This is a genomic window from Pseudobutyrivibrio ruminis CF1b, assembly GCF_000424005.1.
Classification (GTDB): Bacteria; Bacillota; Clostridia; order Lachnospirales; family Lachnospiraceae; genus Pseudobutyrivibrio; species Pseudobutyrivibrio ruminis_C.
In genome coordinates, this window is record NZ_AUJB01000004.1 from 1 (window position 1) to 21371 (window position 21371).

18 protein-coding genes are annotated in these 21371 nt (G+C 40.7%); 3 read left to right on the plus strand and 15 right to left on the minus strand.

Translation table 11 applies throughout. From position 1 onward, the window contains the following. Positions 1-192 precede the first annotated feature (192 nt). The 11 genes from G592_RS0101430 to G592_RS17455 form a co-directional block, all read right to left on the minus strand. Positions 193-489 carry a WXG100 family type VII secretion target gene (locus G592_RS0101430; protein ID WP_028246243.1) on the minus strand — a complete coding sequence of 99 codons (297 nt, stop codon included), beginning with the start codon at positions 487-489 and terminating at the stop codon, positions 193-195. A 19-nt stretch (positions 490-508) separates the two neighbouring features. Beyond that, positions 509-799, minus strand: a complete 291-nt coding sequence (locus G592_RS0101435; RefSeq protein ID WP_028246244.1) for a WXG100 family type VII secretion target — start codon at positions 797-799, stop codon at positions 509-511. A 75-nt stretch (positions 800-874) separates the two neighbouring features. Then, positions 875-1363, minus strand: coding sequence for a hypothetical protein (locus G592_RS0101440; protein WP_028246245.1), 489 nt, complete (start codon positions 1361-1363; stop codon positions 875-877). Positions 1364-1371: 8 nt separating this feature from the next. Then, complete coding sequence (locus G592_RS0101445) at positions 1372-3051, minus strand: serine/threonine protein kinase (RefSeq protein WP_028246246.1); 1680 nt, start codon at positions 3049-3051, stop codon at positions 1372-1374. Positions 3052-3058: 7 nt separating this feature from the next. Then, complete coding sequence (locus tag G592_RS0101450) at positions 3059-3850, minus strand: PP2C family protein-serine/threonine phosphatase (RefSeq protein ID WP_028246247.1); 792 nt, start codon at positions 3848-3850, stop codon at positions 3059-3061. A 10-nt stretch (positions 3851-3860) separates the two neighbouring features. Continuing rightward, positions 3861-5417 carry an FHA domain-containing protein gene (locus G592_RS0101455; RefSeq protein WP_028246248.1) on the minus strand — a complete coding sequence of 519 codons (1557 nt, stop codon included), beginning with the start codon at positions 5415-5417 and terminating at the stop codon, positions 3861-3863. Between the two features lie 142 nt (positions 5418-5559). Beyond that, positions 5560-9900 carry an Ig-like domain-containing protein gene (locus G592_RS0101460; protein ID WP_028246249.1) on the minus strand — a complete coding sequence of 1447 codons (4341 nt, stop codon included), beginning with the start codon at positions 9898-9900 and terminating at the stop codon, positions 5560-5562. 304 nt (positions 9901-10204) lie between these two features. Beyond that, entirely contained in the window at positions 10205-12592 is a 2388-nt protein-coding gene (locus G592_RS0101465; protein ID WP_028246250.1) for a ribonucleoside triphosphate reductase, read from the minus strand. Between the two features lie 300 nt (positions 12593-12892). Further along, positions 12893-13846: a tetratricopeptide repeat protein gene (locus G592_RS0101470; RefSeq protein ID WP_028246251.1), complete on the minus strand. Its 954-nt coding sequence runs from the start codon at positions 13844-13846 to the stop codon at positions 12893-12895. A 63-nt stretch (positions 13847-13909) separates the two neighbouring features. Further along, entirely contained in the window at positions 13910-14245 is a 336-nt protein-coding gene (locus G592_RS0101475; RefSeq protein ID WP_028246252.1) for a type II toxin-antitoxin system HicB family antitoxin, read from the minus strand. Beyond that, on the minus strand, positions 14242-14394 hold the full coding sequence (locus G592_RS17455; protein ID WP_155942133.1) for a hypothetical protein: 153 nt from the start codon (positions 14392-14394) through the stop codon (positions 14242-14244). The genes G592_RS0101475 and G592_RS17455 overlap by 4 nt, the downstream gene beginning before the upstream one ends. Positions 14395-14518: 124 nt before the next feature. Here G592_RS17455 and G592_RS0101485 point away from each other — a divergent pair, with 124 nt between their 5' ends. Then, positions 14519-15793 (plus strand): HlyC/CorC family transporter, encoded by a 1275-nt coding sequence (locus G592_RS0101485; protein ID WP_028246253.1) that lies wholly within the window; start codon positions 14519-14521, stop codon positions 15791-15793. On the opposite strand, the gene G592_RS0101490 is transcribed toward G592_RS0101485, so the two are convergent. The 3 genes from G592_RS0101490 to G592_RS0101500 form a co-directional block, all read right to left on the minus strand. Beyond that, positions 15756-16466 (minus strand): hypothetical protein, encoded by a 711-nt coding sequence (locus tag G592_RS0101490; protein ID WP_028246254.1) that lies wholly within the window; start codon positions 16464-16466, stop codon positions 15756-15758. The genes G592_RS0101485 and G592_RS0101490 overlap by 38 nt on opposite strands. A gap of 108 nt (positions 16467-16574) precedes the next feature. After that, positions 16575-17096: a peptidylprolyl isomerase gene (locus G592_RS0101495; protein ID WP_028246255.1), complete on the minus strand. Its 522-nt coding sequence runs from the start codon at positions 17094-17096 to the stop codon at positions 16575-16577. Between the two features lies 1 nt (position 17097). Next, positions 17098-17970, minus strand: coding sequence for an Mrp/NBP35 family ATP-binding protein (locus tag G592_RS0101500; protein WP_028246256.1), 873 nt, complete (start codon positions 17968-17970; stop codon positions 17098-17100). Positions 17971-18417: 447 nt separating this feature from the next. Here G592_RS0101500 and G592_RS0101505 point away from each other — a divergent pair, with 447 nt between their 5' ends. Next, positions 18418-19194, plus strand: a complete 777-nt coding sequence (locus tag G592_RS0101505; protein ID WP_028246257.1) for a threonine/serine exporter family protein — start codon at positions 18418-18420, stop codon at positions 19192-19194. Continuing rightward, positions 19194-19649 carry a threonine/serine exporter family protein gene (locus tag G592_RS0101510; RefSeq protein WP_028246258.1) on the plus strand — a complete coding sequence of 152 codons (456 nt, stop codon included), beginning with the start codon at positions 19194-19196 and terminating at the stop codon, positions 19647-19649. The genes G592_RS0101505 and G592_RS0101510 overlap by 1 nt, the downstream gene beginning before the upstream one ends. On the opposite strand, the gene G592_RS0101515 is transcribed toward G592_RS0101510, so the two are convergent. Then, positions 19615-21369 carry a glycoside hydrolase family 2 protein gene (locus G592_RS0101515; RefSeq protein WP_081660279.1) on the minus strand — a complete coding sequence of 585 codons (1755 nt, stop codon included), beginning with the start codon at positions 21367-21369 and terminating at the stop codon, positions 19615-19617. The two genes, G592_RS0101510 and G592_RS0101515, sit on opposite strands and share 35 nt — an antisense overlap. Positions 21370-21371: the final 2 nt, after the last annotated feature.

Consider the following 21371-nt stretch of genomic DNA (forward strand, 5'->3'; position numbering starts at 1 on the left):
TCTGCTTTCAACACCAGATAACTGATTTCTAAGTTCTCTGATTCTTGCCTGACGTCTTCTTTCTGCTTCCTCGGCTTCGCGACGAGCTCTTTCTGCCGCCTCAGCACGAGCTGCTTCAATATCTGACATGTTTTTACTCCTTTAAAATTATTGTGGCAGCCTGAGCTGCCACATATAAACCTGAACTATAAATTAGCCTTCGTAGCTTAAGTTTGCTGAAGCTTCTGAGTCGATAGTCTCTAAGTTGCTAGCTGATGTCTGTACGTTTGTACCAAGTGTATCAAGCTCTACAACATACTTCTGTAAATCCTCATTTAAGCTGTAGTAAACTTCTAAAAGCTTGTCGCTTGCTGAACCAAAAGTCATCTCTGAGATCTCATCAACTGTGCTCTTAATAGATGCAAGCTCCTGTGATAAATCTTCGCTAAATGTAACGAGCTGCTGTCCGCTCTTTGCTATCTCTGCAACGGTTCCTTTAATTGCTCCCATTTCCTATTACCTCAACTTTCTATGCGTTGTATGCGCTTGCTCCCTGAGCAGCAACATCCTCATAATTTGTCTTTGTCTGATCTAACCACTGATGAATCTTCATCAACTCCTGTGACATATCCTTCATCTTTGTAGAAAGTCTGTTGAGATAATCTACACATGCTGTAGCTTCAACACCTTCCCAGGCATCTGTAAGTGGTCCCTGTAAATTGCTTACCTGTAATGTAAGTGCATCAAGATTGTCTGCACCCTTGCTAAGCTGTGCAAGTAACTGCTCAACTTCTTCAATGTTCATACCTGTTAATGACATTTTTTCAATTCCTCCTTTGTCCCGCGGTATCTATATCACATAATGCTTATTATTTGCATTCTTGTGGCTAATTATTTATAAGCTGATATGCTTATTACTTCCTGTTATCTTGATATCATCTTCCATCTCAAAGAGAGAATTATTAGCTTCATAATCTGATAACAGAGTTGTTTCTTCTGTACCCAACAGAGTGGTTTCTTCACAACCTAAAACTGTAGTCTCTTCTGTCTCTAAAACAGCAGTGGCGTCCACGCTACTTAGGATTACAGTCTCTTCATCCTCAAGGATGGTGGTTTCATTTTCCACATTTTTATTTAATGAGCCTGATGTGTTCCAGTTAAGTGTAGCCTTCTGTCTCTTTCTATCTCCAGCTGCTGCACGGCTCATCTCTTTATTCATACCCATTCCAGTCAGCACTCTGAAAGAATGTGGAATATTGAAAACTATAAAGATAACAATCGATGCTATTAGAAACACTATTGCTAATGCAAGCAAAATAACTGCTATGCTTTGGAATAGCTGTGTCTGTTCTGTAATTGTTTCTACGTTTGTTTGTAAATCCATAAATCTACCTACTCTAACATTGAAATAGTCTGCTTTGCCTTTTCTACGTTTGTGGCAAGCTCCTGCTCCAATTCAACAACACGCTCTGACTTATCAGAAGCGCTATCAATATCTTCCTTAACGTGCTTTTCTATGTTCATAAGCTGAAGCTGCATATCTGATGTAGATACACCAGCCTTCTTGAACTGATTAGCACTAACACAAATCTGAGATGCCATCTCCTTGTAGATTGCAAGGGCTGTATTGGCATTATCAGACTCAGTGATATTTCCTTTACAAAGAGCTACTAAGTCGTCCCAGTAGTTCTTATATGTAACCTCGCTGTCGCCTGTTTTATCAACGGCGCCAAGGTTAACATAATATTCAGCAATGGCTCCAAGGCGTTTTGCTCTTTCCATCTGGTTAGGGTTAAGATTTCCCTCTGCAGCCTTCTTAAACCAGTAGGCTGACTGCTGCTTGTTACCCTCGCCCTCGTAGCTGTAGTAATAAGCAAGACCAAGTCTGTAAGCAAAAAGACTGTAGCTGTCGGCATCCTGTGCCAATATCTGCTCGTATGTGTTTCTTCCACTGGTGCGGATAAGAATCTCACGAAGCTCTGCCGCTTCATCTGCCGAGAAATTTTCATCTGACAGATATACGTTATCTATAAGGTTGATATAGGAATCCACCTGTGATGGATATACAGCAATGGAATTAATAAGGGCTTCCTTCGAATCCGCTGCTGTAGCGCCACGGCTGGCATCCTCAAGAAGCTTGTCGTGATTTACCTGCTGTACATACTTGGAATAGCTGTAGCATGAGAATGAACCAATACCTGCTGCAAGAGTAAGGAATGCTGTAGTAAGGAAAATACCAAGCTTTACCTTTTCCTTGCAACGGTATGTCTCGTCCAGCTCATCATAATGCTCAAGTGCATAGAGCACTTCGTTACAGCTCTGATAACGCTTTTCTGGATCCAGCTGAGTACATTTAGCAACAATCTGCTCCAAGCCCTTAGAAAGAGATTCATCCCAATAGCGGATGTTTCTAATCTCATAAGGTGGCTCACTAGGATTCTTTCCTGTAACAAGATGATAGATAGTAGTACCAAGACAGTAGATATCTGTTCTGGCATCTGTCTGTCCACGTCCACCGAACTGCTCTGGCGCCGCATAACCTCTTGTACCAAGACATGTGGTATCCTCGATGTTATCCACCTTATATTCACGGGCAGTGCCAAAGTCGATAAGAACGATGGTGCCGTCCGGCTTAAGCATGATATTACCAGGCTTCAAATCTCTGTAGATGATAGGTGGATTCTGTGAATGAAGATATCCAAGCACATCACAAAGCTGCTTTGCCCACTCGATAACATACTCCTGTGGCTGAGGTCCTAACTCATTAACCGCCTTGCTGAGAGTGTTACCTTCCACATAGTCCATAACGATAAGGATTGAATCCTCATGATCGATGATATCTACAATACTTGGGAGGTTTGGGTGAGAAAGATTTTTAAGCATCTCTGTCTCTGTCTTGATGCTGGCCATATTGATTTCTGATGCAGCTGCTGCATCTTTACGAATCTCTTTGATAGCCCACTGCTTATTGGCTCTTTCGTTCATTGCCAAATAAACAACGCTCATTCCACCCTGGCCAATCTTATTTAATATTTTGTATTTCTTATCAATTACTGATCCAATTTCTAACATATAACTCTTAAATCGAGATAATCAGACCTGAAACATTGTCTGACTCTCCTCTGTTCATAACCATTTCGGCCAACTTCTTAATACCGTTACGCTGTGGGGCAATCCCCATAATTTCTTTATCTTCCAGCTTTCTCCAAAGACCATCCGAGCATAACAGGAAATTCATATTGCGCTCGATTTTGCCTGTAAAGAAATCCGGTGAAACACTTTCCGAAGCACCTATGCACTGTAAAAGCATACTTTTCTTATCACTGTGCTGGGCCTCTTCCTCTGTCATTCTGCCTAGCTCTATCTGCTGCTGCACATAGCTGTGGTCATGGGATACCTGAGTAAGCTGCTTCTTATTGAATCTGTATGCTCTGGAATCACCAACATTCATAGTCATGTATTCGTCACCAACTATGATGATTGCCACTACAGTTGTGCCTAAACGGATACCATTGTTGTTTCCATATGCCTTGAGCTTATCATTCATTTCTGTGACAACTCTTTTCCACTGGCATTCTACTCTTGAAAGTAGCTGGCCAACAGAACTGACATCAGCCGATTTGTCTAATGCCTCGGTTATATTTTTATCCAAAAGTATCTGTGGAAGCTCTGTCTTAAACCATGTATCCATCCTGTTAACAAAGGCTGAACTGGCTACTTCTCCACAGGACAATCCACCCATGCCATCACAGAGAACACCTAAGCAGATATTCCCATAGCCTGCGGCTTTTGCCTGCTTTATCAACAAAGCATCCTGATTTACATTTTTTCTGGTGCCCATATCTGAATAGGCATCTACTTTAAAACCCATAAATATATTCCTATGCAAGATACTCAAACTCTTCATTTGAAAGCTTGATGATATCACCGCTGTTCAAAAGTACTGCACGCTCGCTCTCGATCTTTGTACCATTGATAAATGTACCGTTTGTAGAGTTGCAGTCCTGGATATATGCTCCGTTTCTTCCGCTTGTAATCATAGCGTGCTTTCTACTGATTGAGCTGTTCTTCTCAATGCAATAATCAGAATGTAAAGCATCCTTACCAATTACAAAGTTTGACTTGCTGAGAGAAATCTTCTCAGAAGTTCTTCTTCTAACGAGAGTTCCAAGATTCTGAGGTGCATTAAGATCCTCACTAAGTAATGATGTCTCTCCATCATTTACAGGAACTGCACTTAAAACTGTAGTCTCATCACTAACTGTTGCCTTTGGCTGAGCCATAGCCATGATGCTCTTCTGTGGAGTCTTGGCAGTTGGTGCTGTCATCTTTACAGAGTTCTTAGGTGTAGTGTCCATATCGAATACAGGACCGTTGTAAACCTTCTTCTCCTTCTTAGCCTTAGCAGCCTTTGGAGTATCCTTCTTGTCTCTGTTGATAATGTAAAGGATAAGACCTGCAACACCACAAACTACAACGAAGATAGCTACGAGGCTGATTACAATAATCATAGTCTCAGAAATACCCTTCTTAGCATTTGCCTTTGGAGCAACTACTGGCTTAGTGTTCTGAGTTGTAGTCTCTGTTTCTTCTACTTCCTCTTCTGCCTCTGCCTTTGGTGCGCTGTTTACCTGTGAATATGTAACTCCAAGTCCATCTAAAATCTTAGCAATCTTTGTAGAATCCAAAGCGCAGCTGTCCTCACCATTGTGCTTTGGTAAGTTCATTCCGATAACGTATCCGTTCTCGTCTACAAGTGGACCACCATAATTGTTGAAATCTGTCTCAGTGTTGTTCTCGATTACCTGAACACCTTCGTACATGCCAAGGTTTGTGATTTCACCAAATGACATCTGTATCTGCTGATCAGAGTAATACTTTGTATCTGACTCAAATGAAACCATCTCTGGGAGACCTAATGCATAAACAGCATCGTTTACTTCATATGGAAGATTATTTACATCGTATTTTTTGTTTGTAAGAAGCTTAAGTGGTGTTCTTGTGTAGATAGGCTGTGGAAGCTGAAGAACTACCATATCAAGCTCACTGCTGGATGTAAGAATTGCAGCATTTAATACTACGTCACCCTCGATTACTACTTCTGTAGCAAGTCTGAGGTTGATAGAAGTTGCTTCTTCACCGTTAATTAATCCGTAGTACTGGCAAGCAGCAGCTAATGTTTCCTGGTCTGGATTAACAACATCTTTGCTTGTAATAACGTACTCAGTACCCTCTGGATTACCGATGATAAATCCAGTACCACCAACAACAAGACGCTTCTCTGAAGTATCGTCTACTATTACTGTGTTTACCTGCACAACACCCTGCTTAGCTGTCTCAGCATCTACTACGTTGTCTGCAGCAGCTACTGGTGTAACTGGTGCAAGGGCGATACCCATTGCAACGATAAGTGTGCAAAGTCTCTTTAATGCTTTCATTTTTTTCTCCTATTCTTCTTTCTTTATATGCTTAATTAATAATCTCAGCTAATAACTGAATGCTCAGCTATTGGTTCAAATCATTAAATTATAGTCACCATTCACAGTCACAGGGACTGTGAATAGTAACATATAAAACTAATTAGTGCTTTCTCTTCTTGAAAGCAAATGCACCTGCAAGAACAAGTGCTGCTACAGCAATAACTCCTACTACTGCAAGAGTCTTTGTTGAGCGAAGTGCTGCCGCTACTGCTGGCATACCTGCATCAAGCTTAGCTGTAGGTGTGAGGTTGTCCTCAAGTAATAACTCCTCAGCCTTAACTGATACAAGAAGGTTGTTATATTCAACCTTTGTAACGTTACCAGCAACGTCTGTACTCTGGATTGTTACCTTCTGGTAATCATCCTTTGTAGGAATTGTAAGTACTTCTGTACCACCATTCTCGTTAAGCTCAGCTGCTGTGAAGCTAGCAAGCTTCTCGTCGTTTAAGTAAACCTTCATGTCAGTAACACCGATTGTATCTGTTACGTTAACTGAGAAGTCGTGGCTCTCCTCTTCGTAGATACCACCATCCTCAAGACCTGAAACGATAACACTTGGTGCGGTCTTATCAAGAAGGAACTCAACCTGAGCGTCCTTAGACTGATTACTCTGCTTATTAGTAGCTCTGTCCTCAGAGAATACTGTTACTGAATAAATACCATCCTTGTTGAAGTTTGCCTTGCCAACGTTGTAGCTGATTGAATGCCATCCGTTAGAGTTTGTCTTATCATCTGTTGTAAATGAAGCACCCTCTCTGAGCTCCTTAACGCTACCATCGAAAGCTACTGAAACTTCCTTCTTTGTTACGGCATCAACGTTGATCTCTGTGATAACAACATCCTGTGGCTTTGTTACATAATAACCATCAACCATAGCCTTTGTTGCATCGCTGAGAACGAAGATAGAACCGTGTCTGTTAAGTGAGTACTTAACTGTCTTCTCTACTGTGTTACCAGCAAGGTCAGTAAGTTTTACTGACAATGTATAAAGATCATCGTTTTCCTTATCATGTGCCATATCAGCAAATGCGTAAGTAAACTGCTCTGTACCACTTGTCTTTGTAATGCTTGGTGAAACCTTTCCTCTGTTAGAACCAACAAGAGAAATCTCTGTACAAGCATCTGTAAGGTTTGTGTCCTTTGATACTACAACAGGAGCAACCTTACCGTTGTTAGCTGACATGTCCTCTACACCAGAAATCTCAAGCTCTGGAAGAGTCATATCAATAACGAAATCTTCTGAAACGTACTTCTCTGATAAGTTACCAGCCTTATCCTCAACTACGATGTTGAAACCGTAGCGTCCATCAGTATCGAAGAGAATGTGTGTAACATTCTTAAGATCTGATGAAGAATATCCCTTAACTGCAGGAACTGCATTCTGCTCTGCTGAGTTCTTTGTAATAGTAACCTGATCAGCTGTGAAGTTCTTCTCTGTAAATGTAAGCTCAGCCTTACGTGCTGCCTTGAAGTAATTTCCGTTTAATGAGCTGTTGTTATCGAAATCTACATCGATAACTGGAACAGTCTTATCGATTACGAACTCAGCGTTGTAACCATCCTCATTGCCCTCAGCGAATACGTACTTGTTACCAGCCTTATCTTCAAATGTAAGCTCTCCGATAGAGTAGATACCGTCCTTATCAAATACGATAGAACCTGTATACTTACCATTTGAACCAGTCATCTCATGAACTGTAGCTGAACCTTCCTTAGCAATGATCTGTACCTTGCTCATAGTAGCTTCTCTGCTGTCGATATTTCTGTCTTCGAAAACAAATGTGGCTGTTCTGTCAGCCTTGTAGTACTTCTCATGCTTTACATCGTGATTGTCGAAAGACACCTTCACTGTAGGAGCTGTCTTATCAATTACGAACTCTTTGTTATAAGCGCTATCGCTGTCATCTGCAAATTCGAATGGGTTACCAGCCTTATCAACAAACTTGATTTCGCCGATTGAATAGAATCCATCCTGCTTGAACTCGATAGTACCTGTGTACTTGCCGTTTGAACCTGTCATCTTGTTAACTGTGGCTGCGCCTTCCTTAGCGTTAACAGTTACAAGGTTCATGTTAGCTTCTTTGTCGTCAATATACTTATCAGTAAGAACAAATGTAGCTGTTCTTGCTGCGTTGTAATATTTCTCGTTCTTAAAGTTGTGATTATCAAATGTAATCTTAAGCTTTGGAGCTGTCTTATCGATGATGAACTCATCCTGGTTCTTGATTTCTGTGCAGTTACCTGCTAAATCGTAAATCATACCAGTTAATTTGTGCTCGCCTTCGCCAGCTACGTTAAGCTTGATTGTATCTGTGTCAGCCTTTAATGAAGCCTTATTTCCAGATACTTCGATGTATGACTTCTGATCAAGGTATAAATCTGCAACCTTAACTGAAACTACTACATCCTTGTTATAGTACTTGCCGTTTAATTTCTCGGCACCTGATGTATAAACTGGCTCCTCGAATGTTGGTGCAGTCTTATCAATGATGAACTCGCTCTCACCAGTGATAGCTGTGCCGTTACCTGCCAAGTCATAGATTGTACCAGTTAATTTGTGTACGCCTTCACCTGTTACATTGAGGCTAATCTTATCCTCGCCTGCCTGTAAGTAAGACTTCTGGCCTGAAACTTCGATGTATGAGCATGTGCTAAGGTTTGCATCACTTACCTTAACTGATGTCTCAACATCCTTCTTATAGTACTTACCATTTAATCTGTCAGCATCTGACTTGTATGCTGGTGTCTTAAATGAAGGAGCTGTGTTATCAATATATGTACGAATATCTTCTGAATGATACTTGTAACCATGAACATCAAAAGTAACTCTGTAGATGTGCTCACCATCAACATTAGCTGGAACTACAGCCTGGATTGTATTCTTATATACAACGTCAACAATTGGGAATATGAACCAATATCCAACGATTTCCCTCTTAGCCTCAGTAGATACTGTAGCCTTAATAGCTGAAGAAATAGCTTTTCCACTAGCATCTACCTCTGTAATTGTTGCTGTGTTTGCATTAACAGGAGATGTAGTCTTACCTGTATATGTGATTGTTAAATCTTCACCCTTAACGCTCTTTGAATACCATTTGTTATTGATATTATTTTCGTTAAGTACAAAGCCTTTTCCACCTGTTACCTTGCTTGAGAAACCAGATACAGCACATTCCTCGCTTACATTTCTAAGAATGTAATTAAGTGCCTGGCTATTATTGCCAGATCTGTTTATTCCACTTCTGCTTCCGTCCTTAAGCTTCTCACCAAGAGAATATTCAACCCTTACACCAGAAATATATGCTGTATTGCTATATGTCTCTGCTGAAGTCCAATTGAAAACAGCAACACCATTCTTAAATGAAGTTGGAGCTATCTTAATTGACTCAGAATGATTATTTGATGTAACACAAAGTTCTGCATAAAGTGCATCCTTTACATCCGCAAGTGTCTCATCGTTAAGAGCTTCGATTTTGGCTGTAATTTCGATCTGCATCTGCTCATCAAAAATAATGCACTGGATGTCCTCGTCATATGTACCTTCACCACCAGCGACAAGTGATGGAGCAACTGTAATCTCAGGTGTTGTATTTCTGCAGTCTTCAAAGTTTAAACATCCTGCTTTATCACAACGCTTAAGGTTCTCATTTCCTGATACTGGAACGAAGTTACATTCTTCAGTGAAGTGGAATTCATTTCCACAAACTGAACATGTACCAGTTGCCTTGTGAGTGTGGCTTCCATTACTTTCATAAGTGAAAGTTGTGCCTGTACATTCAACGTACTGTGTTTCCTTCTGCTCGTTACATACTGTACATGCTCTTGACTCGATGTGATAAAACTTTCCATCTCTCAATTCATTAGAGAAACATGGATCATACTCGAAGTCGCCTTCAAATGTGCATCTCTGACGGTTCTCATATTTCACCTCAGAACAATACTTACATTTGTAAACATCCTCATGATAGTGAACTCCATCTCTCCATGTGAATGTATGTAACTCATCCTGTTTTTCCCAGGTGTGATTGCCCCAGTAGCAATCCCATGCATGAGCCTGACGCTCTTCCTCTTCTTTTTTCTTCTTCTCTTCTTCTTCCTTTTTCTTCTCTTCCTCAGATTTCTCCTGCTTCTTCTCAACCTTGCTCTCTGAGAGCATAGCTGCCATATCAAGAGTCTCTGATGAATCGTTAGATAAGTCTAAAGAAACTGTTCTTTCAGATGAATCATCTGTATTTTCTATTGTAGTATTACTGTTGCTATCTTCTGTGATGTCTGTACCAGAAACGGTATCGTTAAGATTATTGCTAGAATTACTTGATGTTGTACTACTTAAACTATCTGTATTACCTGTTTCGCTTACTACTTCGTTTGAAGGCTGTTCACCTTCAACCACCGAATCGGCGTATACGGCGGTGTTACTAAATAACAATGCTGAAAGCATAGTCAACGCCACTAGCCGTCTTAACGTGGCGATTTTGTGTTGCCTTTTCAAATTACCTTTTCCCTTTCTCAATACTTATGACAATTTGATTAAGTACGTTGACTGGCTAGTTCATATAGCTTTCATACTTTTTTCACAAATTTATCACAAATGATAATTTATCATGATTATTAGGGATGGTCAATCAGCCTTTCTTGCCAAAAATCGGGTTTTAATGCCATGCATTTTATACAAATGGAAACATTGAAAAAAGGGGATATAGCACATTTGCTATATCCCCATATCATTTTTTGTGTATTATTTATTAATTTTCATCAACATACTTCTGGATGTTGCTTGCATTTGCGTATCTCTTTACGTCATCTCCGTTAACAACTACAAGTGTAGGTGCCTGCATAACGCCATATTTCTTTGTGAGATCCTGCTGCTCTTCTGCATCTACAAGGATGTACTCCTCGTCCTCGAGAATCTCTTTTGCACGTGCACAGTTAGGACATGTCTTTGTAGTGAAGAGGTACTTAACACCTGTAGCTGGCTCCTCTGAAACAATCTCGAGATTAACCTGTGGCATCTCCTTAGCTACGCGCTCCTTGTTCTGCTCGCCAGCGCGACGGCATACAGAACCTGCGATATCGTAAAGCTTACGATTCTTGAACTCCTGTGTCTTACCTTCGTTCCAGTTCTGTACTGGGCGATAGTAACCAGTGATACGGCTGTAAACCTCTGCTGTCTTTCCGCAGTGTGGGCATGTATAGTGCTCACCAGCGATGTAGCCGTGCTCCTTACATACTGAGTATGTAGGTGACAATGTATAATAAGGTAATCTGTAGTTTTCAGCAATCTTTCTAACAAGGTTTGCTGCCGACTCCCATGTAGGAAGCTTCTCGCCAATGAAGGCATGGAATACAGTACCTGATGTGTAAAGTGTCTGAAGCTCGTCCTGAACCTCAAGAGCATCAAAGATATCTGATGTATACTCTACTGGCATATGTGAGCTGTTTGTATAGAATGGTGTATCCCCTTCTTTACCAGCTGTTATGATATCTGGGAACTGCTCTCTATCGTGCTTAGCAAAACGGTATGTAGTAGACTCTGCTGGAGTAGCCTCAAGGTTATATAAATCACCGTACATCTCCTGGTAATCAGAGAGACGCTCGCGCATGTGATTCAAAACATCCTTAGCAAACTGCTGTGTCTTCTCGCTAGTCATATCTGCACGAAGCCAGTTAGCATTAAGACCTACTTCGTTCATACCGATAAGACCGATTGTAGAGAAGTGATTGTTGAATGTGCCAAGGTATCTCTTTGTATAAGGATATAATCCCTCATCGAGAAGCTTTGTGATAACGCCACGCTTAATCTTAAGTGAGCGAGCAGAAATATCCATAAGCTTATCAAGGCGTGCATAGAAATCAGCCTCATCCTTTGCCTGGTATGCAATACGAGGAAGGTTGATAGTAACAACGCCTACAGAACCTGTGCTCTCGCCTGAACCGAAGAAACCACCTGACTTCTTACGAAGCTCACGAAGATCAAGACGGAGACGGCAGCACATTGAACGAACATCGCTTGGCTCCATGTCTGAGTTGATATAGTTGCTGAAGTATGGTGTACCGTACTTAGCAGTCATTTCAAATAAGAGACGATTGTTCTCTGTATCTGACCAATCAAAATCACGTGTAATAGAATATGTAGGAATAGGATACTGGAAGCCACGTCCATTAGCATCACCCTCAATCATAATCTCAAGGAATGCCTTGTTAACCATATCCATTTCCTTCTTGCAGTCCTTGTATTTGAAGTCCTGCTCCTTGCCGCCAACGATAGCTGGAAGCTCTGCAAGGTCGTTTGGTACTGTCCAATCTAATGTAATGTTAGAGAATGGAGCCTGTGTACCCCAACGTGAAGGTGTATTCACACCATATATAAATGCCTCAAGGCACTTCTTAACTTCTTCGTATGAAAGATTGTCAGTCTTAACAAATGGTGCAAGGTATGTGTCGAATGAAGAGAAAGCCTGAGCGCCTGCCCATTCATTCTGCATGATACCAAGGAAGTTTACCATCTGGTTGCAAAGTACTGAAAGGTGCTTTGCTGGAGCTGATGTAATCTTTCCTGTGATACCGCCAAGACCTTCCTGGATAAGCTGCTTTAAAGACCAGCCTGCACAGTAGCCTGTAAGCATAGAAAGATCGTGAATGTGAATATCAGCGCTACGGTGAGCGTTAGCAATCTCCTCGTCATAAATCTCAGAGAGCCAATAGTTAGCAGTGATAGCACCAGAGTTGGACAGGATAAGACCACCTACAGAATATGTAACTGTAGAATTCTCCTTAACACGCCAATCCTCTACCTTAACATAGCTGTCTACAACGTTCTTGTAATCGAGAACTGTAGACTTCATGTTACGCATCTTTTCGCGCTGCTTTCTATATAATATGTATGCTTTTGCAACGTCAGTATATCCAGTCTGCTCTAATACGTTCTCAACAGAGTCCTGGATATCTTCAACAGAAATCTTGCCAGATTTGATTTTATTCTGGAAATCAGCCGAAACACGAAGTGATAATAAGCCAATGATATCGTCGTTGTATTCCTTTCCAGTAGCCTCGAATGCCTTTGCGATGGCATCGTTGATCTTGCCTAAATTAAATTCTGCAATTTCCCCATCTCTTTTTACAACTTCAAACAATTCTTCTCACCAATATTCCTTTCTCAATAAAATCTCCCCCAAAAGGACTCCCCAATTAACCTGTCTGATGTCCTAACCAAAGTGTTCTTCCAAGGTATTTTGACTGATTATATGTTATCAAAATATATAGTATGGGGTCAATGTCTAATCACTATATATAGTGCTTTTCGTCATTATTACCTAAAATCGATTTTGAGTTTTGATAATTTTCTAAGTAGAATCAAGATTCAACACACACAATATTTTGTATTTGAACACAAAAAAGACACACCACATATTGTAGTGCGTCTTTTCTGAAAATTATCTTGTTTGTAAGAATACTAACTCCTTTGATGCCTCCTCATCATTAGGGTAAGCATCAAGATATTGTGTCAGCACCTCTCTTGCTTCTTCAAAACGATATAGCTTTTCAAGTGCTGCTGCCTTGCCTTTCATAAGCTGTGGCATATTGCCGATGGAATCAAGACTCAACCCTGCCTCATAGTAGTCCAGAGCGTTCTCAAAATTGCCACTGGAAAGCTCTATATCTCCCAGTGTACCAAGGGCATCACTGGTAACCTGATCAGATTCTGCATACTCTTTAAGCAAGTCCTGGGCGGAAACATAATCTCCACCATCCTGGTAAATCTTGGCCAGATAAAGCTTTGCATCTATCACATCTTTTTCTATGGCTTCCTTCAAAAACTTCTCTGCGTCTGAGGTCTGACCAAGCATGTAATAGATTCGACCCTTGAAGTATTTTCCTTCAGGCGATTTGTCTGCCACATCTAAAGCATTGTTCAAATATACCAATCCCTGGTCTGTATACCCAAGTGCATTAAGATTCTTGTAAATCTCTATATAAAGCAGATAGTTCTTTTCATCAATAGCTATGGCTGAATCATAATCCTTAATAGCCTGGCCAATCTCTCCCTCGCTGGCATAAATGCTGCCTCTCAGGAAATATGGCTTGTAGTTTTTCTCATCATATTTAATAAGATAAGTATATGTATTTGCCGCATCCTCAAACTGACCATTCTTAAACTGGGCTGCAGCCTTGTAGTAATCCACATCAAGCTCCAGGTCTGTGACCTTTCCAATGGAGCACCCAAGTGCCTCATCAAAAAGTGCTATGGCATCTTCATATCTGCCTTCATCCATGGCTGCAATGCCCTGGTCACGGAGCTCAATCTCTTTTTGGTTATATTTGCTGCAGCCTGTGAAGCAAAGCGCAGCAATCAAAGTACACTCTATGATTAATAGTCTCTTTTTCATAACTAGTCTTCCTCAATAATATTTCTTTAAATAGATTAAAGTAATTGAAGAAAAATATCTATACTAAATATGCATTAAATTCAATTCATCTTCCAAACATTTTATTAAGAAAGAATTCAAGGATAATCCTAATAACTTTGCTCCCACAGCAGCCCTCTGATGTAACTGAGGATATATCCTTACATTAAATCTTCCAGAATATGGTTTTTCTGGCTCTACACCATCTTCCTTGCACCATTCAATATAGTCATCTACAGAGTTTCTAAATTCCCTTTCAAGTTCCTCTACTGAAGAACCCTGAAAAGTAATCACAGCTCTAGTATTTATTACTTCTCCCGTAAAAATATGCTGTTCATCATCAAATTCAACTTTTCCAATATAACCTTTATAGTTCATCATTTTAACTCTACTCTTACTCTTGAGCCATTTCCTTCTGAAACTTTTGCTCCTAAAGAAATAAATAAATGCTCTATTTCAGTCCACTTTATATCTGATTTCACTGGGTTAGTGAAAATATCTTTTAATATTTTTCTATCTTTACTATTCATATGGTACCACCTTATAGTACTATTTTCAATTTCTATTTTTTAACCTCACAATATCTAATATGTGATATAATATTTGCAAAATATCCATATTTACAGGTTTTATGAAGAAGGAGGTTTTTTACTTTTGGATGTTCACTTGTTAATCAAGCTTATTATTCTTTTATTATTGTTGGGATTGTCTGGATTTTTCTCTTCAGCAGAAACAGCTTTGACTACAGTTAATAAGATTAAAATTAAGACCATGGCAGATGATGGGGACAAGAAGGCTGCAAAGGTTCTTAAGGTTATAGGCCGTCCAAAGAAGATGCTTTCAGCCATTCTTATTGGAAATAACATTGTTAACCTGTCAGCATCATCACTGGCCACCACACTTGCTATTCAGCTTTTTGGGAGCTATGGTGCCGGCATCGCCACTGGTATTCTTACTTTACTGATATTGATTTTTGGTGAGATTACTCCAAAGTCTCTGGCTACTCTTAATTCCACCAAGCTTAGCCTTAGATATGCACCTGCTGTAGGCGGGCTCATGTGGGTTCTCACTCCTGTGATTGCCATCGTCAATTTCCTTGCTGGAATCTTCATCAGAATGTTTGGCATCGACCCAGATTTCAAGGATGAGACAATCACTGAGGAAGAAATCCGTACCATGGTAGATGTAAGCCATGAAAGTGGCGCCATCGAACAGGATGAGCGCACCATGATTCACAAGGTGTTCGATTTCTCTGATGCATGTGCCAAGGAGGTCATGATTCCTCGAATCGACATGACCATGGTAGATGCAGATGTGACATATGATGAGTTGATGGCCGTATTCAAGGAGGATATGTATACCCGAATCCCAGTGTGCGAGCCAGATACAGATAAAGTCTTAGGTATCGTAAACATGAAAGATTTCCTGGGTGTGGGACCTTCCGAGAATTTCTCCGTGAGAGATTATCTGAGAGATACCTACTTCACCTATGAAATGAAAAATGTCTCTGATCTTTTTGATGAGATGCGTGAGGAATCAGCTTCCCTCTCTATTGTTTTAGATGAGTATGGCGAGCTTTCCGGTATGATTACTCTTGAGGATCTCTTGGAGGAAATCGTAGGCGAGATTCGTGATGAATATGATGAGGATGAGGAAGACCCACTTGTTCGCTTAAGCGACAGGGAATATCAGGTTCTTGGTTCCATGAATCTTGAAGATCTTTGCCAATTGATTCCACTTGGTTTCACCAGTGATGACTACGATACCATCGGAGGCTACATAGTAGGTGCTTTTGACCACTTCCCAAATGTGGGCGAGACCTATGTTTCCGAGGATGGCACCATCATCCGAGTGCTTGCAGTAGAAAAGAAACGAATCACCAAGCTTCGCATCAAGCTACCTGCCCAAGCCACCCAGCAACAACAGTAAATATATTGATTATCAGACCCATTCCACTGACCAGCTGATACAGTCCATGTATTCCGCCGGAAATTGAATGGGTCTTTTTGTTTGCCGGGAGAATAAAGATAATCACACCTATGGTGTTTACAATTGCAAATATCCACAGACTTATCTCCGTTTTTAACCAGGTGTAAAGATAATAGTTCAAAGCCATGAAAATCAGGACTTCGCAGGTAGTCTTTACTTTTTTATTTCTTCTGTGACGCTGGAGTTCCAGATATTCATCCTCCCACTGCTCAATCAAATCATTGAAATAATGAATAATGTCGGAGGGAATCTCCGGCAATGGCTTTTTCCTGTTCTGTCCTTCTCTCTTTATGAGAAATCCATGTAAAATCTTCATTGGCTCACAGCCCATCTTGCTGTAAATATAATCCAGAGCTTTTACATCAGGCAGCTTCATGGCTTTTAGCATAAGCTTTCTCATGTACCGGTCATTTATAAAGAAGTAGTACAGTTCCTTTACTATTCCTCCTGATGTTTTGCCCTTTTCTGCAAGTAATAAAAACTGCCTTAAATAAATTGCTTTTTGATCATGCTCTCTTTTTTCCTGCATGTGACGAACAAAAGCTACTGGGATAGACAATAATCCAGCTATCGCCCAAACAATAAAACATAAAATAATAGTATTAAATTTCATAGTTCTCCTGTGAAACACAGTCGAATGACTTATAGAATAAAACGAAAAAACGACACGCGAAACGCGTGCCGTTAGAATATCATAATATTTTTTCTTTTGCAAGAGTGATTAAACTGTCTCTGGCTCTGGATATGTCTCTCCGAAAGTCTCAACTGTAACCTTCTTCATCTTCTGCTCCTCTGTTGGACGATCTGACCAATCTGTAGGAACCTCAGCAATCTTATTTACAACATCCATACCCTCGATAACCTTACCGAATGCAGCGTACTCGCCGTCAAGGTGTGGGCTGTTCTTGTGCATGATGAAGAACTGGCTTCCTGCTGAATCAGGAATCATTGTACGTGCCATTGAAAGAACACCTGGCTCGTGCTTAAGGTCGTTCTTGAAACCGTTGTTTGAGAATTCACCCTTGATAGAGTAGCCTGGGCCACCCATTCCTGTACCGTCTGGATCTCCACCCTGAATCATGAAGCCCTTGATTACTCTGTGGAAGATAACTCCATCATAGTAGTTGTGATTGATAAGGCTGATGAAATTGTTAACTGTGTTTGGGGCAATCTCTGGGTAAAGCTCAGCCTTCATGATATCGCCATTTTCCATTTCGATTGTAACGATAGGATTCTGTGCCATATTAAATCTCCTTTAAATTCTCTAATATTTCCTTAGCACCTGTAAGGTACTCATTTTCTACGTCAAAGATACGACCTGCGTCAGCAGCTGTAGCGAAAGCTCTGTCCATTGGAAGCTTTCCAATAACTGGAATGTTAAGACCAGCAGCTACATCATCGATATGGCTCTCACCGAAGATTTCGATCTTCTTTCCGCAATCTGGACACTTGATGTAAGAATAATTCTCCACAAGACCAAGAACTGGGATGTGCATCATATCAGCCATGTTGTAAGCCTTCTTAACAATCATCTGTACAAGCTCCTGTGGGCTTGTAACGATAACAATGCCGTCTACTGGAAGTGACTGGAAGCATGTAAGAGGAACATCACCTGTTCCTGGAGGCATATCTACGAAAAGATAATCAAGCTCGCCCCATGCAACATCTGTCCAGAACTGCTTTACAACGCCTGCGATAACAGGACCTCTCCAAACTACTGGAGACTCCTCATCATCAAGGATAAGATTAACTGACATAATCTTTGTGCCGTCCTCAGCAATCTCAGGAAGCATCTCGCCCTCTGCGCTTGCTGCTGCAGGACCATGGACACCAAACATCTTTGGAATAGATGGGCCTGTGATATCAGCATCAAGGATACCTACCTTATATCCTGCACGTGCCATAACACCTGCAAGTGATGATGTGATAAGGGATTTACCAACGCCACCCTTACCTGAAACTACACCGATTACATGCTTAATCTTTGAGTTAGCATTAGGTGCCTCAAGAAAAGCTGTATTTCTAACTCCAGCCTTAGCTGCCTCTGCTGAAGGACAACCTTCACATGAGCTACGTGAACAGCTGCTTGCTGAAGAACATGAACTATTCTCTGCCATTATTAGACCTCCTACTTTTTATTACTTTAATATATTTACATATAAATATGCTAAATATCCGCCAAATAGTATAACATAATAAATTTCATTTTGACGCACATTTCTTAATACATCTCAACACTACTCATCAAAAAGTCGGATTTTTATAGTGTTGATATATGTATCAACTTGAATATTCAGTTATCCACATTTTCCACAATTATGTTTTCTGAATTGAGGATAAGTTCAATCATGTGTTTATAACATGATTAATAGTCTGAAAGTTTAGTCTGGTAAAGTATGATTTTTCAAGGCTTAAAGCCTATTTGTAACCCAAGTGAGTCATATTTCAACGAACATATTTTTCCCACAAAGTTATCCACAATCGTTAATTTTATCCACCGGTGTTGAAAAAAAAGAAAAATTAATACATAATCATCTTGAGATATTATTTTAATGGGAGACACTATGACAGATACAAAAAAGGTCTTATCCTTTGCCGTTGAATTGGGAGATATTCTTCTGAGAAATGGAGCAGAGGTTTACAGGGTTGAGGACAGTGTCCTTGCCATCCTAAATTCATATGATATCACTGACTGTGACGTATACGTTCTCAGTAATGGTATCTTTGCCAGTGCAGATGAGGTGACTGAGCACGCCAGCTCAATGATTCGCCATGTCCCTATGTACCCAATGCACCTGGCCAGAATTGCAGCACTTAACAGTCTTTGCAGAGAGGTATGCGCAAAGAACATTTCAATAGAAGATGCCTGGGTAAAGCTGGCAGAATATAAAAAGCTTCCAGGGTACAGACTTCCAGCAATGATAATTGCCACAGGAATCGGCTGCGGCGGATTTGCTTACCTGTTTGGAGGAACAGCATTAGACGGAGTTATGGCCACTATCGTAGGTTGCCTGCTTCGAGTTTTCCTTCATTTCGAATCCAAAATGAACAATTCAAAAACTGTTACAAATGTACTGGGTAGTATCTTTATTTCCATACTTGCAATTCTTTTTGCATTTACAGGACTTCCTATCCACTACGATAAGATAATCATCGGTGGCATCATGCCACTTGTTCCTGGTATTCCACTTACAAACAGTATCAGGGATTTCATTAACAGCGATTACCTTTCAGGCTCAATCAGATTAATTGATGCCCTCCTCACAGCCTTCTGTATCGCAGTTGGCGTAGGTATTGTAATTACCATTGTTCAGCTTTGCGGAGGAGGTGCCTACTTATAATGTACGTTAATTTTATTATTGAATTTGTTGTCAGCATGGTGGCAACAATCGCATTTGCCATCGTATTCTCAGCACCAAAATCAGAGCTTTTATACTGTGGTATTTCAGGAGCTATCGGCTGGATTTTCTATTCGATTTTCTTCAATATGCTGGATGCTCCTACTCTTGGAAATGTTGTTGGTTCATTTGCCCTCACATTCTTCTCAAGAGCACTTGCTTCAAAAAGAAAGAATCCTGTCACCGTTTACCTTATTTCAGGAATTTTCCCATTGGTACCCGGCGCAGGAATCTACTATACCTCGTTCTATTTAATTATGAATGACATGAACAACTTCAGCCAGTCAGGCTTGTCTACACTAAAGACAGCCGGTGCAATCGTTATGGGAATCATCCTTGGAATGGCATTCCCTCAGAGCTGGTTTAATACAGTTTTTGCACCTTCCGATCGTAAGTAATGAGTCCGTTGACCTCATCTTCTATATCGGTGGCCTGAGTAAACACAGCACCTGCAAGTCCCTCAATTTCGAGGGACTTTATTTTTTTAATTAATTCATTATAGGCATCCTGCAAATCCTTCTGCTGACTGTATTTCTTATAACCATAGACAGCATCTCTTATCACATGATTGCCCACTTTCAGGGAGAATCCTCCATACTCAGAAATTACATAAGGGCGCTCTCCCAGCTTCACCTTCAGCTCCTCGAAATATTTATGCTCAGAGAATATATCTCCGCAGTCTTCGTGGAACCAGCCGGAAGCTGCATCTATAGGTCTGGTATCATCGAATTTTAGTGCGTATTTCAGGCAGTCATTGGCGTCAAACTGTCCCCAGCCTTCATTAAAAAGACACCACTGGCCCAGCGATGGAACACTTCTGAGCTGCTCCATCATTTCCTTGCATTCTTTATGCCATACTTCCTTGGATTTCTCTGTGTTTCGACCTGTAAATCTCAGGAAAAGACGGTTTTTATCCTTTGTATTTCCAAATGGTCGTACTACTGTAGGAATATTGCAAATCATGTTCATATCGTACTTTGTACCACCATTTACAATATCCTGCCACACTATCATTCCCAGCCTGTCGCAGTGGAAATACCAGCGCATTGGCTCCACCTTACAGTGCTTACGAATCATGTTAAAGCCGAGATTTTTAATCATCTCTATATCATAAATCATGGCGTCATCGCTAGGTGGTGTCATAAGGCTCTCTGGGTAATAGCCCTGATCCAACACACCATGCATGAAAAGTGGCTTATGATTTAAGGTAAGTCTCGGAATGGCTTTTTCATCCTTTTCCACACCGAAATGTCTCATGGCAAAGTAGGTAGAAAAGCTGTCCTTGCCATACTCAACAGTGATGAAATATAGCTGTGGTTCATCTGGAGTCCATAGCTTATATTCATTAAGATTTACCACTACATGCAGTTTGTCATCCCGCATATTTTCTACATTGAAGTCTTTAATTAAATCTGGATTAGAGGAAATGATTCTGACCTGTCCCTTCATCTCAGAAACCTTCAAATCTATGTAGACTCTGTCATTATCAATATCCGGAGTGATAACCATATTGGTGACATAGGCATCACTTACCCACTCCATCCATACGGTCTGCCAGATACCGCTCTGGGCGCTGTACCACATTCCGCAAGGCTCCATACTCTGCTTTCCGCGGGCATAGCCCACCTTATCTGTATAATCTCGAACCTTTACCTTCAGCTCGTTATTGCCCTCCACAACATAATCTGTGATATCAAAAGAAAATGATGTATAACCGCCTTCATGAATGCCGAGATTAATACCGTTTAAAAATACCTGAGCCACCTGATCTACTGCACCAAAATGCAGCAACAGATGCTTATTATTTTTAATCTTATCGATTTCAAAAACCTTAGTATATTCCAGAGTCTCTTCTGGAAGGAGGATATGTCTTTCTGTGCCAGAAAGCTTAGTCTCTGGAGAAAATGGGACCTCTATAGGGCCTGAACATGCCACCTGGCCTTTGCCATCTATTACCCTGTAATCCCACTGGCCATTCAGGTTTATGTATGATTTACGCTGCATTTGAGGGCGCGGATATTCCTGCAGACCTGTATATTTAAAGTCTGTGGAAAGCTCGTATCTTGTAGCGTTTTTATCAGGTTTAGCTATAGCTGATAGCATTTCCTTCCAGTACATGT

Bases quoted from the DNA above. Each gene is read 5' to 3' on its own strand.
- G592_RS0101470 (WP_028246251.1), bottom strand. From the start codon at position 13,846: ATGAAAAAGAGACTATTAATCATAGAGTGTACTTTGATTGCTGCGCTT.
- G592_RS0101445 (WP_028246246.1), bottom strand. From the start codon at position 3,051: ATGTTAGAAATTGGATCAGTAATTGATAAGAAATACAAAATATTAAAT.
- G592_RS0101490 (WP_028246254.1), bottom strand. From the start codon at position 16,466: ATGAAATTTAATACTATTATTTTATGTTTTATTGTTTGGGCGATAGCT.
- G592_RS0101510 (WP_028246258.1), top strand. From the start codon at position 19,194: ATGTACGTTAATTTTATTATTGAATTTGTTGTCAGCATGGTGGCAACA.
- G592_RS0101435 (WP_028246244.1), bottom strand. From the start codon at position 799: ATGTCATTAACAGGTATGAACATTGAAGAAGTTGAGCAGTTACTTGCA.
- G592_RS0101455 (WP_028246248.1), bottom strand. From the start codon at position 5,417: ATGAAAGCATTAAAGAGACTTTGCACACTTATCGTTGCAATGGGTATC.
- G592_RS0101500 (WP_028246256.1), bottom strand. From the start codon at position 17,970: ATGGCAGAGAATAGTTCATGTTCTTCAGCAAGCAGCTGTTCACGTAGC.
- G592_RS0101450 (WP_028246247.1), bottom strand. From the start codon at position 3,850: ATGGGTTTTAAAGTAGATGCCTATTCAGATATGGGCACCAGAAAAAAT.
- G592_RS0101440 (WP_028246245.1), bottom strand. From the start codon at position 1,363: ATGGATTTACAAACAAACGTAGAAACAATTACAGAACAGACACAGCTA.
- G592_RS0101430 (WP_028246243.1), bottom strand. From the start codon at position 489: ATGGGAGCAATTAAAGGAACCGTTGCAGAGATAGCAAAGAGCGGACAG.
- G592_RS0101505 (WP_028246257.1), top strand. From the start codon at position 18,418: ATGACAGATACAAAAAAGGTCTTATCCTTTGCCGTTGAATTGGGAGAT.
- G592_RS0101475 (WP_028246252.1), bottom strand. From the start codon at position 14,245: ATGATGAACTATAAAGGTTATATTGGAAAAGTTGAATTTGATGATGAA.
- G592_RS0101460 (WP_028246249.1), bottom strand. From the start codon at position 9,900: ATGCTTTCAGCATTGTTATTTAGTAACACCGCCGTATACGCCGATTCG.
- G592_RS0101515 (WP_081660279.1), bottom strand. From the start codon at position 21,369: ATGTACTGGAAGGAAATGCTATCAGCTATAGCTAAACCTGATAAAAAC.
- G592_RS17455 (WP_155942133.1), bottom strand. From the start codon at position 14,394: ATGAATAGTAAAGATAGAAAAATATTAAAAGATATTTTCACTAACCCA.
- G592_RS0101495 (WP_028246255.1), bottom strand. From the start codon at position 17,096: ATGGCACAGAATCCTATCGTTACAATCGAAATGGAAAATGGCGATATC.